Annotated in this window: 11 protein-coding genes; 3 read left to right on the top strand and 8 right to left on the bottom strand. The window is 40.8% G+C overall.

Going from position 1 to position 18,786, the window contains the following annotated elements:
- Positions 1-85: 85 nt before the first annotated feature.
- Together U859_RS0106045 and U859_RS0106040 are read right to left on the bottom strand one after the other, a co-directional pair.
- Positions 86-1,642, bottom strand: a complete 1,557-nt coding sequence (locus U859_RS0106045) for a RagB/SusD family nutrient uptake outer membrane protein (protein WP_025142527.1) — start codon at positions 1,640-1,642, stop codon at positions 86-88.
- A gap of 25 nt (positions 1,643-1,667) precedes the next feature.
- The gene (locus U859_RS0106040) at positions 1,668-4,868 is read right to left on the bottom strand and encodes a SusC/RagA family TonB-linked outer membrane protein (RefSeq protein WP_084153031.1); all 3,201 of its coding nucleotides are present in this window, start codon (positions 4,866-4,868) and stop codon (positions 1,668-1,670) included.
- A 622-nt stretch (positions 4,869-5,490) separates the two neighbouring features.
- Here U859_RS0106040 and U859_RS0106035 point away from each other — a divergent pair.
- From U859_RS0106035 to U859_RS0106025, 3 genes are all read left to right on the top strand, one after another.
- On the top strand, positions 5,491-6,531 hold the full coding sequence (locus U859_RS0106035; protein ID WP_240183019.1) for a sensor histidine kinase: 1,041 nt from the start codon (positions 5,491-5,493) through the stop codon (positions 6,529-6,531).
- Positions 6,512-7,276 (top strand): LytR/AlgR family response regulator transcription factor, encoded by a 765-nt coding sequence (locus tag U859_RS0106030; protein WP_025142524.1) that lies wholly within the window; start codon positions 6,512-6,514, stop codon positions 7,274-7,276. The genes U859_RS0106035 and U859_RS0106030 overlap by 20 nt, the downstream gene beginning before the upstream one ends.
- Before the next feature lie 384 nt (positions 7,277-7,660).
- Complete coding sequence (locus U859_RS0106025) at positions 7,661-8,254, top strand: porin family protein (RefSeq protein ID WP_025142523.1); 594 nt, start codon at positions 7,661-7,663, stop codon at positions 8,252-8,254.
- 138 nt (positions 8,255-8,392) lie between these two features.
- Here U859_RS0106025 and U859_RS30920 read toward each other — a convergent pair whose 3' ends face one another.
- From U859_RS30920 to U859_RS0105995, 6 genes are all read right to left on the bottom strand, one after another.
- Positions 8,393-9,472 (bottom strand): TlpA disulfide reductase family protein, encoded by a 1,080-nt coding sequence (locus tag U859_RS30920; RefSeq protein ID WP_025142522.1) that lies wholly within the window; start codon positions 9,470-9,472, stop codon positions 8,393-8,395.
- 41 nt (positions 9,473-9,513) lie between these two features.
- The gene (locus U859_RS0106015) at positions 9,514-12,069 is read right to left on the bottom strand and encodes a zinc-dependent metalloprotease (RefSeq protein WP_051584659.1); all 2,556 of its coding nucleotides are present in this window, start codon (positions 12,067-12,069) and stop codon (positions 9,514-9,516) included.
- Positions 12,070-12,077: 8 nt separating this feature from the next.
- Complete coding sequence (locus U859_RS0106010; protein WP_025142520.1) at positions 12,078-13,493, bottom strand: RagB/SusD family nutrient uptake outer membrane protein; 1,416 nt, start codon at positions 13,491-13,493, stop codon at positions 12,078-12,080.
- Between the two features lie 12 nt (positions 13,494-13,505).
- A complete protein-coding gene (locus U859_RS0106005; RefSeq protein ID WP_025142519.1) occupies positions 13,506-16,853 on the bottom strand; it encodes a TonB-dependent receptor in 3,348 nt (1,115 codons plus the stop codon).
- A 106-nt stretch (positions 16,854-16,959) separates the two neighbouring features.
- Complete coding sequence (locus U859_RS0106000; protein ID WP_025142518.1) at positions 16,960-18,090, bottom strand: FecR family protein; 1,131 nt, start codon at positions 18,088-18,090, stop codon at positions 16,960-16,962.
- Positions 18,091-18,158: 68 nt separating this feature from the next.
- The gene (locus U859_RS0105995; RefSeq protein WP_029985506.1) at positions 18,159-18,752 is read right to left on the bottom strand and encodes an RNA polymerase sigma factor; all 594 of its coding nucleotides are present in this window, start codon (positions 18,750-18,752) and stop codon (positions 18,159-18,161) included.
- Between the last annotated feature and the right edge of the window lie 34 nt (positions 18,753-18,786).

Raw genomic sequence — 18,786 nt, 5'->3', positions numbered from 1 at the left:
TGGTTGGTAGGCCACCGACCATTAGGAATAAACAAAAAACGGATGACTGAATATATCAGGCATCCGTTTTTATTAATTTTTTTAATTAGTAACCCGGATTTGGCGTCAAATTAGGGTTGTTCTTAATTTCTGGAGTAGGAATCGGGAACAGCAAATGTTTAGTCTGCAAAGGTTGGTTTACACTTTTATTGATGTGGCCAACAAAATTATCGAAACCGTTAGTAGTCTCGTTATATACCTTACGCAGGCGAACCATATCAAACCAGGTAATGCCTTCGTAACATAGCTCATGCCAGCGTTCTCTCCACACTGCTTCTTCGAACTGAGTTTGGCTTAAACCAGCCAAATCAGCCAGTTGCGCTCTTTTCCTGATGGCATTTACGGCCGTATAGGCTGCTGCATTCGGTGCTCCATCAGCCCTGTTCTGCGCTTCAGCATAAATTAATAAGGTTTCGGCAAAACGGATCTGCGGAATATTCAAATCACTTCTGCTGGTACCCTCTACGCCCAATGTTCCATTTGCGATTACATCGAAGTGTTTAAAAATATAAGGTTTGCCGCGGTTGATCAAAGGCAGTTTAAACCCATCAGTATAATAATCGGTAAAGAAATAACCATCCCTGTTTTTTGCCCTTAAATCGCCAGCTTCATAAGAACCATAAAAACTCTGGGTTGGAATAGAAGTTCCAATCCCGTCGATTTTAGAAACCAAAGGCTGGTGCAATGGCAAATAAGACGATTGTAATGGGTTACCTGCTCCGGCTGCATCATTGTACTGAATCCCGAAAAGGTGCTCCAGTTTATTATCGTTCTTGGCATCATGAATGGCACCATAAGTGGTATATAAACCTAGGCTACCAGTGTTTGCAGCAGCATAATCAACCACTTCTTTTGCTTTATCAGCAGCCAACCTGTAATAGGCAGCACCTTTATTTAGCGGCTGACCGGCCATGGTTAAATACACTTTGGCCAGTTCTGATTTAATGGCAGCGGTAGATACACGGCCACTTCCATCCATGTAAGGTAATCCTGCAGCTTCTGCAGAAACCAGGTCATCCACAATCTGTTTGTAAACCTGTTCCTGTGGTGTTCTTGATGGTGAAAAATTAGGATCATTAGGACTGGTAATCGGCTTGGTGATTAAAGGCACATCGCCCCATAAACGCACCAGGTAGAAATAAGCCCAGGCCCTGATGAAAGAGGCTTCGCCCAAAATCCTTTTCTTCTGTGCAGCGTCCATTGGATTAATGCCTGGTACTTTATCCAGTACCAGATTGGTCTGCGCAATTACTTTGTAAAAGCCGTTCCAGTTTTGGTTTACATGTAGATTGGTTCCGTCATAAATCAATGAATATAAGTTGTTCAGATCAGAATTCTGCGCGGTTTCGGTAGTCTGGATACCCGTTGGGGCATCAAGCATCTGCCAGTTGTTGGAGAAAATTCCGGCGCCATTGCCAATGAACCTGATTTCTGAATAAACTGCGGCAATACCAGCCTCCGCATGTTCTGGCAGGGTATAAAAACTGTTGGGCGAAAGATTGGTCGGATCGGTTTCATCCAAAAACTTCTTACATCCCGAATTCCCGATGATAGCACCACCAAGCAATAACAGGGCAGCGATATTTTTTATATTTATTTTCATTTTAATATCCTTTCTTTTGTTAATATTATAATCCAATGTTTAAGCCTACCATAAAAGTGGTTGGTTTTGGATAATCGAAAAATGTTTGTCCCTGTGCAAATACATTTCCATAAGTGGTTACCTCAGGATCGTTACCGGTATATTTGGTGGCCAGGAAGAAATTCTGAACAGATGCATAAACACGTAGCCTGTTTAAACGCAATTTTTCTACCAGCGTTTTGTTGAAGGTATAACCAAGCAAAAGGTTTTTACCGCGGATGAAAGAACCATCTTCCAGCCAATGGGTATCTACATTGGTTACATAACCAGCAGCCTGATCCCTGATGGCTGCAATCGGTGTATCCTGGTTCTGAGGCGTCCAGGCATTTAATACACTTGCAAAACTATTGGCCTGTACCTGTCTGTCTTCACCAGAGTGGTGTGTCATGTTCAGTACATCATTACCATAAGAATATTGAAGTTCTACAATCAGGTCTAAATTTTTATAACGGAAGGAGTTAGAGAATGATCCCCATCCTTTTGGTGTTCCGTTACCGATAATCTGACGGTCGGCATCAGTAATGGCATGGTCACCATTCACATCCAGGTATTTAATATCGCCTGGAAGCAAGGTTTTACCACCGCGGTAGCTTACATACTTTGCAGCTTCAGCCCTTTCAGCCTCGCTCCATGTACCTAAACGTACCAGTCCCCAGAATGAACCTACAGGCTCGCCTACCCTGATGATACCAGTCTGGTTAGTGAAATTTGGGTTACCTACACCAAAAATATCATCTGGGGTAGCCAAAGAAAGTACTTTATTACGGTTAAGGGAGATATTGAAGGTAGTTTTCCAGGTAAAATCGTCCGTTTGAATGTTCACCGTATTGATACCTAAATCCAAACCTTTATTCTGCATCGAACCCACATTTTTTCTGATTACCGAGAAACCCGAAGTTCGTGGTACCGGTGCATCCAATAACATATCGGTTGTTTTTCTGTAATAAAGATCGGCCTCTAAATTAATGCGGTTATTAAATAAACCCAGTTCCACACCGGCATCAACCTGCGCGGTTTTTTCCCAAACTAGATCCGGATTGGCCAACCTTCCGATTCCGATACCGGTTACCCTGGTATCGTTAATAATGGCCGAGTTATTAACCAAAGTGGCCAGCGATTGATAAGCAGGAAGCTCAGAGTTTCCGCTTAAACCATAACTGGTCCTTAATTTTAAGTTAGAAATGGTTTTATTTCCTTTAAGAAAATCTTCGTCTGAAGCTTTCCAGGCCAATGCTGCCGAAGGGAAAAAGGCAAATTTATGGTTATCACCAAATTTCGACGATCCATCTACCCTACCAGTAACTGTTACGAGGTACTTATCCTGAAAGGCATAATTTATCCTTCCAAAATAAGAGTTAAAAGCAGACCGGTTGCGGCTCGAACCTACGGTGATGGATTTACTACCTGAACCCATATTGTTATTGCCATAAAAGTCGGTCACGAAGTTTTCAGCGTGACTCGTATTGCTGAAGAAATTGGTAGCCTGCCACGAAATACCCAATAAGGCATTAATGGCATGCGACTCGGCAAAACGTTTGTTATAGGTTAAGTAATTCTCTAACGACCAGAAAGTTTCCCTATCATTGGTTACGTTGGCCGTTCCGTTCTGCCCGTCAGAAATGCCATATAATTGTTTCGCGTTATACTCATTGATGTTACGGCTTACAATATTGGCGCCCAACTGGGTACGGAATTCGAGATCCTTACTGAAACTGATGGTCGAATAAACACTTCCCAATGAGGTTTGTGTAACCATGCCATAACGTTGATCTGTTAAGATGTGAACGGGATTAGAACCGCCCTCGGCCCATGGGATGAGTTTATTATCGCCCCATTTACCATCAGCCAGTTTTATAGGAAGGAATGGAAATGCTTCAGTGATCATACGCACCGAGTTTAATCCGCCTGTTCCCTGATCTACAATGTTTTCGTTTTGGTTATTGTAGCTTAAATTACCACCCACTTTTAACCAGGTTTTAATTTTACTTTCGAAATTAAACCTTCCCGAATAACGTTTTAAATAAGAATTTAACAAAAGTCCTTCATCATCGCGGTAGCCCACAAAAACCCCATAGGTATTGTTTTCGTTTCCACCTGTAAAGCCTAACTGGTGATTTTGAGAAAGTTTATTCTGCGTAGATTCTTTTAACCAATCGGTATTGTACAATGGATTTCCATTGCTATCAAAAAACTGCGGCAATGCAATCCTTGCTGCTTTTGGAACCGGCGTTGAGGCATAGTTACCTGCCGCCCATCCTACCGGATCGTACACCTTGATGTTGTCGTAAGCCAGATCCTGAACCTTTACATATTCATTTGCATCAAGCATTTTAACGTGATGTGCCGCTAAGGTATTGATTCCAAAATCAGCATCGTAGGTAACACGCTGAGAATTAGAAGTTCCTTTTTTGGTGGTGATCAAAATAACCCCGTTTGCACCTCTTGCACCGTAGATTGCGGTAGAAGAAGCATCTTTTAATACCTCTACCGATGCAATATCGCTTGGGTTAATAAAATCGATAGCATTACTGTTCTGTGTTTGTGTTGTTACCGGTAAAGCCACCCCATCTACCACATAAAGCGGATTGTTACTGGTATTGATGGAACTAAAACCCCTGATTTTAATGTTGGTTTGTCCGCCTGGCCTACCCGAGTTGGTATTTACCTGCACACCCGAAATACGTCCGGCCAAAGCCTGATTTAATGATGGTGCCGGGCGTTCTTGCAGTTCGCTGGCCTTTACCACCCCAACAGAGCCGGTAAGGTCGCTCTTTTTTACAGTACCGTAACCGATTACCACTACATCATCCAGTTTACTGGCTTCGGCAACCGCCAATTTAACACTCAGGTTACTCTGCTCCCCTACGGTAACATCCTTGTTCTGATAACCCACGTACGAAAAGCGGATCACCTCGCCAGGATTAGCCTCGATACTGAATTTACCAGACTCATCTGTCACTGCTGTTTTACCCGATGTGATGTTTTTAATGCCAACCCCTGGGATAGGCAAGTTTTTTTCATCCAATACGGTTCCGGTGATTACTTTTCGGTTCTGAATGTGGCCAAAAGGCACATCCAAATCAGAAAGCCGCTTCGATTTTTCGGCAACCGGATTCATCGAAAATGCGGGACTGTTGAGCAGAAAAAGCACAGAAAGCCCTGAAATCTTGAGTAGATTGATTTTCATTTAGTTTTGCTTTAGTTAATGTTTAGTTAATTATCTATTATTCACCCCAATGGGTAAAACGTTTTATCAACTAGTCAAAACAGAATAGTTGACCTTGAATCATCAATAATTTAATCAGAAGGCTTAAGGTAATAGTCAGCGGGGTAACCTGTAATTACGGATTTGGAAAAGGATAAACATACAGGGGTGTAAACTACACAAGGGTGCACTGCACAATACGAAGTAAATGTACCTGGGCTCTTCATTATATTTGGTTATGGATAAAACGATTTATCTACCCAATATTAACTATTTTACTACAAAATCAAGAATATTATTTTGCTGGTTAAGGCTTACTTTACCGTATCGATCGGAATACAGTATGATTATTTTTACAGGCGATAATTTTTTTGAACAGATGCATATACTAAAAATCGAAAAATATCGTTCACAGCGCTAACGTGATGTGAGTTTTAAGACTATTTTTAATTCTGGTTCAAAAAATCTGAGAAAATTTCTGATAAGGGTTAATATTTTTTAAAGCGAAAATTATTTCAACTAACCAACCGGACATTTCAACACTGCTTTTGTCCGTTTCAATCAATAATCGGTTACAACTTAAGGGGCAATCGGTATATTTGTGATGATGAAAGCGCAGCTGCCCATAAAACGGTTAAATCTTCTGAGTGGTTTACTTGCTGCCATCATTGGCATCATTTTTCATATTATCATTTCGCACAACTCAGATGATCCTAAAAAATACTTTTTCACCCTGTTTACGGTATTGGGTGTAATCATGGTTGGCTTTGCCAACGTGATTATTATGAGTATTTTGAGTAGGTTATACAAACCTCAATCGAAACAGTTCAAAGTGTTTAGATATGCGCTTACTTATCCCGTCAGTATTGCAATTTACCTTTTGGTATGGCCAATTATCGCCAGTGCTGCAAATCACCAATGGTTTTACGATGACGGACGGCTGTTTCTGGCTTTTGTTGGATCGGGTATCGTTATTAACACCATGATTTTGGTGCTTCATGATTCTGTTTTGCTTTACGAGCACAAGCTTTACACGGAACTGGAACTTTCGAGATTGAAAACGGCCAATGCAGAAGCAGCCAACCTCTTACTTAAGCAACAGATTCAGCCGCACTTTTTGTTTAATGCACTGAATACACTTAAGGCTTTATATCACAGCGATACGCAAACTGCCGACACTTATATTGTGCACATGGCCAACTTTTTAAGGGCATCGGTTTTTCGCCACACCTCAAATATCTCGAGTTTAAAAGAGGAACTTGAGCTTCTGAACGATTACCTGGCCATGCAACGCATGCGTTTCGGCACCGCCCTGAACTGTTCAATAACCATCACCAGCGAAGAAATAAAAGGTCATAATATCCCTTCCTTTTCACTGCAACCTTTGTTAGAAAATGCAATAAAACACAATAATTTTACCCAGCAAGATCCCTTAAATATTACCATTGTACAGGCAGGCGACCGGTTGATTTTCAGCAATAATATCCAAAGGAAAAAAATAAAATTAGATTCTACCAGTTATGGCCTTGCCAACCTTGCCGAACGTTATAAGCTGTGCTGTGGAGACGATATTATCATAGAAGAAGATGAAAAATGCTTTTCTGTAAGCATTAAACTGTTAAAACATGAAGATAGTAATTATTGAAGATGAGGAAGTAGTTGCGCACGATCTTGAACTGAACATCAGGAGACTGATGGGCAGCGAAATAGAATTGGTGCAACTCAGGTCGGTAAAAGAATCTATTGATTACTTCAAATCTGCGGGAGCACCCGATCTTATTTTTAGCGATATACAGCTTGGTGATGGGCTTAGTTTTGAAATATTTGTTGCCCAGCCGATGTCGGTTCCGGTTATTTTCTGCACGGCTTATGATGAATATGCTTTAGATGCATTTAAAGCTAATGGAATAGATTATATCCTTAAACCTTTTACCATTGCTACACTTGAAGCAGCACTTCAGAAATACAAAGACCTGAAAAGGGTATTCTCAGCCGATCAGACGCCGCAATATGATGCCTTACTCCAAATGCTCGGCGTTAAGGAAAAACATAAGGCCTCTTCCATCCTCGTGCATTCAAAGGATAAAATAATTCCTGTAAAAATAGAAGATATTGCCATGTTCTACGTGAAAAACGAGATTACACATTTAATCACTTTTTCTGGCACCTGTTATTATCCCAATAAAAACCTGGATGAGCTCGAACGATCGTCGGGCAGTTATTTCTTCAGGGCGAACAGGCAGTTCCTCATCTGCCGAAAAGCCATCATAGATGTGTCGAGTTTCTTTTCCAGAAAACTTTCGGTAAACCTCAATATAGCCTTTGATGAAAAGGTAATTGTTAGTAAAGGTAAGGCACCTCAATTTCTTGAATGGTTATCCAAGGTATAATTACTTGAGTACAATTAATAGTTGGGCCTTCATTTCGATCCCGAGGATTCGGGAAGAAATCTTTTAATTTTCATTTTGATAAACCCGATCCAAAAATTTCTCCATTTCGCTGCGCTTTATGATAGCTATCGGATCGAACTGACGACCATTCTAATGAAATTTGCGGAAGATAGGCTAAACGTATAGACGAATTGATCTCATGTTACTGGGGTACACCTAAAACATCAATTTTCTCCAAAATTTTCAAACAGTTCACTGCTACATTCAGCCCCTATTTTGCCCGTTTCGGCATCATTTACCTTGAGGCTGAAGGATATAAAATTCACCTTTGACCAAAGAAAAAATAAAGGTCGTGGCGACCCAACAAAAATTAAAGAAAAGATAATGAAAAAGTTAATCCTAGTTTGTATTTGTTTTGTTTTAGCATCTACAGGTGCTTATAGTCAGAGTATGATGAAAAACATTGTTAACCGCCTAAGTTTTGGACTAAAGGGAGGTGTAAATTACAGTGATTTTACCGATGCCAATTTCGAAACGGAAGGCCTGGTTGGTTTTCATGCAGGAGCCATTGTAAACTTTAGAATTTCGGAGGGTTTCTCTGTACAGCAAGAATTCTTGTTCTCTACCCAGGGCGCAAAAACAACCAACAGCAATTTTGGTGGACAGGACATCAAGCTTTATTATGCAAGTGTTCCGGTTTTATTGAAGTACAAAACAAAATTTGGCCTGTATGTTGAAGCCGGTACCCAGGTTGGTTTCCGCGTTAAAGAAGATTTAGAAGGTTTAAACGGCAATAATTTCGCTAAAAAGCTCGATATAGGTGCTGTGGGTGGCATCGGCTTCCAAACCAAAAGCGGTTTTGGTATTGGGGCCAGGTATATTGCAGGACTACAAAAAGTAGGCGACTTTAAGTTGGGCAATATCAGCCCTGATTTGAAAAACAATGTTGCCCAGGCGAGTTTGTTTTATATGTTCTAAATCAATATCATTTCCAATCCTAAATTTAACATGGCAAAACCGGTTACCTCAACGTAATCGGTTTTTGTATATCATAAAAAAACGCAGAGGCATCCACCATCTGCGTTTAGTCATTAACTATCTATCAATTACACTAACTTAATGTAAAAGTTCTTTAAGCTTTAGCTCAAGGGCATCACCCCTTAAATTGCTTGCAACTATTTTTCCGGAGGGATCGATCAGAAAATTTGCAGGCAGGCTTTTAACGCCATAGATTTCTGCAGCTGCACCATCGGTTGTTTTCGGATCGTTTAGTTGTAGCCAGGGTAATTTATCCTGCTCAACAGCCATTAACCAATTTTCTTTCGAACTGTCCATTGATAAACCAACAATGGTAAAACCTTTATCTTTATATTGATTATAGGCTTTAATTAAATTTGGGTTTTCTTTTCTGCAGGGCATGCACCAACTTGCCCAAAAATCGATCAGCACATATTTACCCTTAAAATCAGCTAACGAAAACCGTTTGCCATTTTCATCGGCTAAAGAAAAGTTTGCCGCAACAGCACCGTTTTTGGTATTTACCGCCGCATCAATAAAGGTTTTAATCCTTTTGCCATAACTGCTCTGTTGTACTTGATTAGTCAACAATTTGAAATTTAGCGCTGCTTTTGGCCTATCGGGATAGGTTACATAAAGGTCTAAAATGGCAATGGCGGCGGCAATTTGGTCTGGATGGGCATGAACAAATGTAGAAAGCACACTGTCTTTAAAGACCTGTTGCTTAGAAACAAAATCTTTGATTGCTTTTTTATCGTTTTCTTCATCACCGGTAGGTTTCGGTTTTTTATTTGGCGAAGCGTAAAGTGCGGTTTTGTATGCGTTTAAAAGATCGTTTTCTTTAGATCCGGAGATGTTCAGTCCGTAAAACTTCCCGATTTCGCCACTAATGGTAACCGAACCTTTTTCGAGCATAAATATGCTAATCTGTTTGTTAACTGAATTGGACAATGTACAGCGTACCGATTCTGTAATGGGTATTTTCCTCGAAAAAATGCCTTTATCTGCCTGAACAGAATCTTGATAAAGCACATCGTTTAATTCATAAGAAAATATGATTTTCCCATCATTTAATCCCTTAATATTTGCCGCTACATGCGCGGTAGACTGCGCATGTAGATCAGCAACTAAAACTAAGGCTATAATAAGGATGCTTAGCAGTTTATATCGTTTTTTCATCAGTAGATCATCTGTTTTTTTAAAAGGCGATGTAATTAATCTTAGTAATTCAAACCCGGGATAGGCGATTCTGTTAGAATCTTATCCAGCATCTGTTTTAAATAAGCCAAATGGATCTTACTATCGTTATCTGTTGTTCTGGCTATTGCAGCACCGATATCTTTGCGTAAATCTTTCAGGTGTGCCAGGGCTAATGGTTTCACATTAGAGTAAAGTAAAATCTCAGTCGGAGTTACACCAGCCAGGATGTTATCAAGGGAGCCCTGTAGTGCAAAACGTTTATTATACATGGTGATAATACTGCCCACATACATTTTTTGCAGGGTACGGCGGTACGAATCGATCGGTTTGCCTGTTTTTATCTCAGAAAAAATGCCGTTTTTCAGGTCATTTAACCATTGTTGCGGTGAGTAGGTACCTTTACCATAATCGCGCTGATTGATCATCAAACGGTAAAGACGGCTTTGTGAGGTTACCGAAGCAATAATGCCCTGCTGCATTACCTCAACTTCTCCAAAACCATATTTCGGATCGATTTTATTCAGGATCTGCTCATTTAATAACCATTTAGGTGTAGTGAAAATCTGATCGTTGATAAATTTGATCGCCTCTTTTTGTTTTGCTAAACTTACAGGCTGATACACTGCACCAGGCTGATCGTAGGTTTTTTCAGTAGTCATTACCCCACCCAAATTTTTGATTACATGGTACGAGTAGCGGCTAAGTTGCCCCACAGCTTCTTTATACATTTCTTTCAGATCGGTATAATCTTCGCCATCTTCTCTTGTCCAGTTAATTAATTGCGGAACAATGCGTTTTAGGTTTTTAATTCCGTATTCGCTTGCTTTCATGGCATCATCACCTAAATCTTCCGCCTGAGAACGTGGATCGTAATCCTTGCCTTCTCCGCCAAACCAAAGCCTTTTATTAGCAGCCAAACTGTCGATGGTCATTTTATTTAAGATCTTTTTATCTGCTTCGGCACTGGCAGTACCATAAATTGGTTTATATCCCCATTGGATGGCCCATTTATCGTAATCATTAATGCGTGGAAAAATTCCTGCTTCACTAACATGGTCTTCAGGCTGTGCCACATAATTGAAACGTGCATAATCCATAATAGATGGGGTGTGCCCATGCGCTTCCACCCATTTTTTATCCCTCAGTTTTTCTACCGGAACAGTGCTGCTGGCGCCCATGTTATGGCGTAAACCCAAAGTGTGACCAATTTCGTGCGAAGAAACAAACCTGATCAGCTGCCCCATTAATTCATCGTCGAATTTGTTTTTGCGGGCTTTTGGATCAATTGCACCCGCCTGGATCATATACCAGCGGTGCACCAGGTTCATTACGTTATGGTACCAGCCAATATGGCTTTCTAAAATTTCACCGGTACGTGGATCGGCAATGTTTGGCCCGTAAGCATTTTGTTGCGGCGAAGCAAAGTAACGGATTACTGAGAAACGGGCATCATCTAAACTCATCGTGGTATCGGCTTCAGGCCATTCTTTACCTACAATGGCATTTTTGAAACCTGCCTGCTCAAATGCTTTTTGCCAATCGTTTACACCGGCAATTAAAAACGGACGCCATTTTTTGGGTGTCGCCGGATCGATGTAATACACAATCTGTTTTTTTGGTTCTACCAGTTCGCCTCTTTTAAACTTTTCGATATCCTCTTCTTTGGGTTCTAATCTCCAGCGGTGGATAAAAGCTTCCTGCTCTACTTTTTGCTGATCATCCTTATACCTGATGTTTGCACTGGCAAAAAAGCCAACACGGGCATCGTACATTCTTTTTCTCATCCTGTTTTCAGGAAGCATCACAAAAGAGGTATTCATACCCAAAGTAACTGCACCAGCTTCGCTCGCGGCTGGTAAACGCCCGGTAGCCGTGTAGGTACGGATGCTTTTTACCTCGGTATTGATCGGGAAGCTTTTAACACTTTCGATATAGGAACGATCGGCCATTTGCATGCCTAAACCATAAGCTTTTTTATTTTCGGCATCAAATGATAACAATGGCGTTTCGCTGATTAAAAAATCGGTTACATCGATTACTACAGAAGATGAATCCTTGCTTTTTGCCTTGATCGGGAAAGCAGCCATAATCGGGTTTAAATTCGAACTGGCAACTGCTTTAGAAATCATATCGGTTGAATCGGCAATACTCACCGTGGCCGATACTTTTAAAAACAATTTATTGCTTGGTCCTAATTCCCAATACACAATGCGCGCACTTACCTGTTCACCTCCATAATTTCCTGCACCAGGGGTCGATTTACTCAAACGGTTTACCGAAAGTATTTCTTTGTTTAACAGCTGGTTCGGGATTTCGAAAAAGTACCTGTCATTCAGTTTATGTACCGTAAACAAACCTTTTTGGCTAACCGCTTTGGCGGTAATCACTTCACCGTAAGGTTTAATTATGCTTTTAAGCGAATCGGCTTTGGTTTTTGGGGCTGTAGCAGCAGTTGCCGCTTTTGCCGGAACCTTTTTCTTTCTGAATACACTGCACGATTGTACGGAAGTTCCGAGCATGCCGATGGCTAAAGCCAGGTAAAAATACCTGACTTTAAATTGATTTTTGTTGTTCATTTTCTTATTTAGTAACCTGGATTTTGAGTAAGATTATAATTTGCATCAATAGCAGCCTGCGGAATAGGCAACAACTTTGATTTTGGGGTGTAACTTGTTTTTATGGCGCCAATAACGGCATCTGCCTGGCCGGTACGTTTTAAATTATACCAACGGAAAGCCTGTTCGCAGAAAAATTCTTTGCGGTTTTCCAATGCAATGTCGTTAATCAGAGTAGCAGCATCGGTAGCTGTTGTCAGGGTTGCCCCAGCCCTGGCTTGAATGGCATTTAAATCGCTCAGTGCGCCGGATAAATTAGCACCCGTTCTTGCCCTGGCTTCAGCACGGATGAGGTATTGCTCGGCCAAACGCAATACTACCTGGTATTCGGTAATGCCAGCTGCCACGGCAAGTGCTTGTGTACGGTATTTATATTTGAACGGAAGCGTATAAACATCACCTGCAAATGTGGCATTGGTCATCCAGCTTACCCTGCGCTGATCGGTTGTGGCAAATAACTGTACCAAACGCGGATCTATTCTATAAAAATAGGTAGTTAATGTAGTGGCTGATGAAGGTAGCAAGGTAGCGGCTTCGTTGGTATACTGGCTGGTAACCGCCACCGGTGGTGTTGTTTGCCAGATACTTTCTGCACTGTTTTTAACAAACAATGCTGTTCCCACTGTAGCCTTTGGTATTAAACTATAAAGGGATGAAGCAATTACTTCTGATGCATTACTTTCGGCGGCAGCGTAATTATTGGTAAAAAGATACACCCTTGCCAGCAATGCAGTTGCCGTAAATTTATTAACGCCTATGCGATCGCTGACCGTGGCAGAATAATCACTTAATAAGTTTGCTTTTGCATCGGTTAAATCAGCAATAATCTGTGTATAAATATTAGCCGTAGTTTCTCTTGGTAAAAAAGCAGTAATGTTTGGATCGGTAACCAAAACTAAAGGCACATCGCCGAAGCTATTAATTAGGTTGAAATAGCAATAGGCACGTATAAATTTAGCTTCGGCTGTATATTGTTTTTTAATCTGTTCGGATGCACCAGTAGAATTTTGCAAGCCTAATATAATGGCATTGGCGCGGTAAATAACGGTATACCACTCCGAAAACAAAGTCGGAGGATTAGTGCTAAGTACTGAATAAGTATTATTATTAAATTCCTGAATACCCCCAACATTAGATAAATAAAGCAGATCATCTGCCTCCAGGGCACTGTAAATGGTGAGGTTTGAAGATTGTGTAGTGGTTTGCGCTAAAGTACTGAACATGGCCGATCTCGCACTTGTAGCCAGTTTATCAGAAGCAAATACCTGATCGGTAGTCACCTGGTTCAGCGGCGGATCAATAGCAATCAGTTTTTCGCAACCTGTGCTAATCACCACAGTAAGGCCCATTATAACGGCCAGTATTTTATATATCGATTTTGACATGATATTTAAGATTTAAAAGGTGAATTGTAAACCGGCAGTTATGGTGCGTAACGGTGGTGTAACAACGCCCTGCGATTCGGGATCAAAGCCTTCATAATTCGTAATGGTAAATAAATTCTGTCCCTGAGCGTATACCCTGATATTTGTTCCTCCGGTTTTTGAGATCCATTTGGTTGGTAAGGTGTATGATAAACTCACATTTTTCAGGCGGATAAATGAAGCGTCTACTACAGAAGCATCAGACCCTGAATAATAGGAATAAGCCAGATAAGCGGCAGATCCGGCGGCACCACGGGTACCGGCAGAAACGAGATAATCCTGCGAGCCCAGTGCCAGATAATCATTCACTACACTTAAAGCCGCATTGCTGAAATATCCTGGAGGATAGAATGAAGAAGTTAATAAACTTCTGCCCTGTTGCTTAACAAACTGGAAAGTAAAATCGAGTGTAAACTTTTTGTAAGAGACGTTATTGGTTAAACCACCGTAAAATTTAGGATAAGAAGTACCTGCAAAATAACGGTCGCCACGGCCCGTTGCCGCAAAACCAGTTGTAGGACTGTTTATACCCCCAACACCATTAAAATCGGTAAATGATGGCAGGTTAGTTGCCGGATTAATACCTGCATATTGATATACATAATAAGAACTAATGGGATTACCCACCAGGTAAGTAGTATAGTAAGATGACTTTTCAATATCAGGGAACGATAACAATTTATTGTGGTTCTGACTGATATTGAAAGAGCTTGTCCAGCTAAAATCTTTAATTTTGATATTGGTACTGGTTAAAGATAGTTCCCAGCCAGAATTTTGAACCGTTGCCGGCAAGTTACTTTGGTAACCTGAGAAACCGGTCTGCGTACTTACAGTTTGGGTAATCAGCTGGTTGCTGGTTCTGTTACGGTAGTAGGAAGCACTAAGCGACAAACGATCTTTAAAAAAGGCTAAATCTAAACCGATATCCAGTTTTTTAGTTTCTTCCCATTTAAAATTAGGGTTGGCCAACCTCGAAGGGTTTAAACCTGTAGATCCGGCATAAACATAGGTAGAGGCCGTATATGAATCGAAGTATCCGTAATCGCCAATGTCATCGCTCCCCACAATACCATAACTACCACGGAGTTTACCAAAGCTGAACCAGTTCAGGTTATCTTTAACTAATTTTTCTTCAGAGAACAACCAGGCTGCACCTACCGAACCAAAATTGCCAAATTTGTTATTTGGGCCGAATCTCGAAGAACCATCTCTTCTAAAATTTGCATTCAGGATATATTTGTTCTCAATGTTATAATTTACACGTCCAAATAGGGATGCATATTTATAATCGACAGAACTGCTGGTGGTACTCACGGTACTTGCTGCAGTTGAGGTTCTTAAAAAATCATCAGAAGAAAAACCTGTAGCCGATGTGCTGTAAGGCATTTTAGATTGCTTAAACTGATAAGATCCCCCAACCAGTGCATTTAAGGTACCTTTCCAGATTTTTCTGGTGTAGGTTAACTGTGGCTCAACAATGTAGTTATTGGTAAAATTATAAACATAACTGGCCGTACCTGAAGTTGGATTAAAGTTTGGATTAAGCGAAGTTAATGGCCTCAAAGCAATCTGGGTCATATCTGTTTTACTGTAACCTAAATTGGTCTTGAAATCAAATCCTTTTAAAATGTTATACCTAAGGGCTAAACTACTCAGTAAATTAGATGTACGGTTATCGTTGGTTTGGTTGAGGTAGGCTAACGGATTACTGATGCCACCATCCCAGTTAAAACTACCGTCTGCTTTGTACAATGGAAAATTCGGTGGAAGTGAATAGGCCCAGCTCGCTAAATCGGTAGTAGAAATATTGTTCTTATCAGTAGAATACATGGCCGATAGCGACAGGTTAAACCGTTGGTTAAACGAAGTATGGTTTAAATTAAATTTCGCACCACCTCTTTGGTACCCCTGTGCACCCGGGTAAACATTGTTTTCTTTATGGTAGGTACCACTCAGGTAGAAATTATTCTGGTTATCGCCACCAGACAAACTCGCATTAACATCGTGGGTTTTGGCGGTATTGCCTAACATGTACCTTTGAAAATCGGTATAACCATTCTGGTCCCAAACCAATAAATCGGGAGCAGTAGTTACGCTCGGTGTGGCCGGGTTGGTGGTATTGTTGGCAAAAGCTTTCCTTCTTAAGGCCAGGTATTGTTCGGTACCCACGGTTTCTACAAAATGAGATACGTTTGAAACGCCTGTAGAAGCATTTAAATTGAACTTGGTAGCGCCGGCTTTCCCTTTTTTTGTGGTGATTAATATTACCCCATTGCCACCCCTTGATCCGTAAATTGCTGTAGCATCTGCGTCTTTTAAAACTTCAATATTATCAATATCATCAGGATTTATACTATTCATTGGACTGGTATTCCCCTCTGCAGATGGCAATGCAGAACCCAAAGCAGCGGTATTAATCGGCTCAGAAAGAAAAGGAACCCCATCAATGATATATAAAGGACGGTTTGCTTTTACTCCATTTACGCCAATGGCATTTGCACCCCTGATTTGAACATTGATACCAGCTCCCGGCAATCCATTAGTCTGCGTAACGGTAACACCCGGCAAACGACCTTGTAATGCCTGTAGTACATTGGTTACTGGTTGGTCTTCCAGTTCTTTCGCACTTATTCCGGCCTGCGAACCTGTATTTAACCTTCTGGTAGTAGTACCGTAACCGATCACCATTATCTCATCCAGTTTGGCCGGATCGAGGATCATTTTTACGGTAAGTGTAGAAGTAGCGGTAACTTCGATGGTTTTATATCCCAGGTACGACAAAACAAGTGTGGGATACTCGTCGTTTGCTGCAATATAAAACTTCCCCCCATTACCACTTACCGTGTACCGGTTGGTTCCCTTTAGTTTTATGCTTACGCCAGGAAACGGCTGTCCGCGCTCATCAAGCACTACACCCGTAACCGTAATGTTATCAAAATAGCTTTTAACCTTATCTAAAAGTCCTTCTTCTTTAATAATAATGGTTTTATCCTCGATAATAAAACTCAGTGACTGATTGGCCAGGCAACGTTTTAACACTTCGCTTAGCGCTGCATTATTGACGTTGATATTGATAGGTGCCGATTTGGCAAGTAAATCCTGATCGTATATAAAATCGTAACCGGTTTGTATCCTGATAATTTTGAACACATCGGTAAGATTTGCATTTTTTTGATTGATTGTAACCCGCTGGGCGAGTGTGGTTGCACTTACCTGCATCATAATAGCCAATAATAAGAACGTAGTTACACGCATAATCAGCAGGATTTTTTGGACAGGACCAGACGGCCTACCCGGTTTGTTTGGGTAAAATTTGTACATTTGTTTGGTTTTTAAGTTGAATAGTCAGTCGATTGATTTATGGCTTTAGAAACCGCTGCCAGAGGTGTTCCCGCACTTCTGGTTTTTTTCTAAGAACCACGTTGTTTTATTTGGTTACCGTGATCCTCCTTCCTTCAATTTTAAAGTGAACTTTTCCGGTTTGTTCCATTAACTGCAAAACGGATGATATATTTTTTGATCTGGAAATCCAGCCGCCAAGATTTAATTTTTTAGGGGCATCATCGCCATAAATTACTTCTACATCGTACCAACGGGCTATTTTTCGCATCACCGACCTAAAATCGTTATGTTCCAGAATAAAATCACCGTTTTTCCAGTCGATATAATCTTCGGCATTTACGACTGTTACCTTGATCGATTCGCCTTGTAAACGCGATTGCTCGCCGGGTTTCAGCAATACCTTACCATTAATCTGCACACTGCCTTCCAGTAAAGTTGTTTTTGTGGAGCTTTCATCAGCATAAGCATTCACATTAAAATGTGTACCCAAAACCTCTATTTTTTGATTGGTACTTTCAACGTAGAAAGGGATCCTTTTACCTCCTGCCGAAATTTTGCTGACTTCGAAATAAGCCTCTCCTTTTAAAGTCACTGATCTTTCAGCAGCAAAAGAAGTTGGAAAGGTTAATGATGATGAGGCATTTAACCAAACCTTTGTACCATCAGGCAGGTTTACCTGGTATTGGCCACCGGCAGGGGTAACAATGGTATTGTACTGCATTTCAGCAGCCTCATTTTCCTGAGCCGGAACCGTGTAAACAATCTGTCCGTCGGCAGTTTTTGAAATGGAAACCCCGGTCTGATCAGCCAGGTGACCACTATTGATCTCGTCTAAATTTATTTTTGTTCCGTTAGCCAGCACCAAAACTGCCCTATCCTTACCAGGTTTAATATCTTTAAAAGCCGGAATATTGGTCAGATCAGTTTTCCTTTGGTTTTGTTTGTAAATCACAATGCCCACCATAGAGATAATAATCAAGGCAGCAGCAGATAATAACGGAAAAAGCAATTTCGAGATCTTTCTGGAGGGCTTGGTATGTTTCGAAACTGTTTCCCAGATCTGATCTTTACCAGCTTTTAAAAATGATTCGGAATAAGTGTTTTGTTCCTTACTGTTCCAGTTGATATAGGCAGATTCAAGCCAGGCCTCTTCTTCTGGCGTGGCCTCACCTGCAATATACCGGTCTAAAATCTGTCTGAATTTTTCTTCTTCCATTCTTGTATTATAGGCTTGATATCAGTAATACAATTATGAAAAGCAGATTGGGGATATAGAATTAAAAATTATTTTACATTAAGGTAATGTACAACAATCAAGATCAACCCAATCCGGGTTCTAAGGATACGCAGTGCTTTTTTCATCTGATCCGCAGCGGTAGATTCGGTAATGCCCAATTGTGCCGCTACCTCTTTATTAGACAGGTTTTCTTTTCTTCTCAGCTCAAAAACAGCTCTCATGCGTGGTGGTAAACTGGCAATCTCGGCTTCTATCATGGCTGCAAATTGTTTCTCGCGAATTAGTGTATCAGCATAAATACCACTGTCTGCATTGGCTTTTGTAAAAGTATCGGCGTAAGCGTGTACCAGATTCTTGTGTTTAATCTGGTTAAAAATCGTATTCCTCAAAGCTATAAAGAGGTAACCTCCTAAATTATTTCCAATTTCGATCGATTCGCGCTTATCCCAAAGTTTCATTAACATTTCCTGCACCACGTCCCTTGCATCGCTTTCGCTACGGAGCTTGTTATAGGCATGGCCATAAAGTAACGGGCTATACCTATTAAATACTTCGGTAAAGGCCAAATGATCATCATTTTTTAAATGATGTAAAAGATCATCGTCAGTTAATTCCGTGTAGATAATGCCCGTGACACTCATTCCATTTATAAGGGATAATTATTTTGTTTTTCGG

This window comes from Pedobacter jeongneungensis (assembly GCF_000633455.1).
Classification (GTDB): domain Bacteria; phylum Bacteroidota; class Bacteroidia; order Sphingobacteriales; family Sphingobacteriaceae; genus Pedobacter; species Pedobacter jeongneungensis_A.
This window is presented reverse-complemented; position numbering and strand designations above follow the sequence as displayed.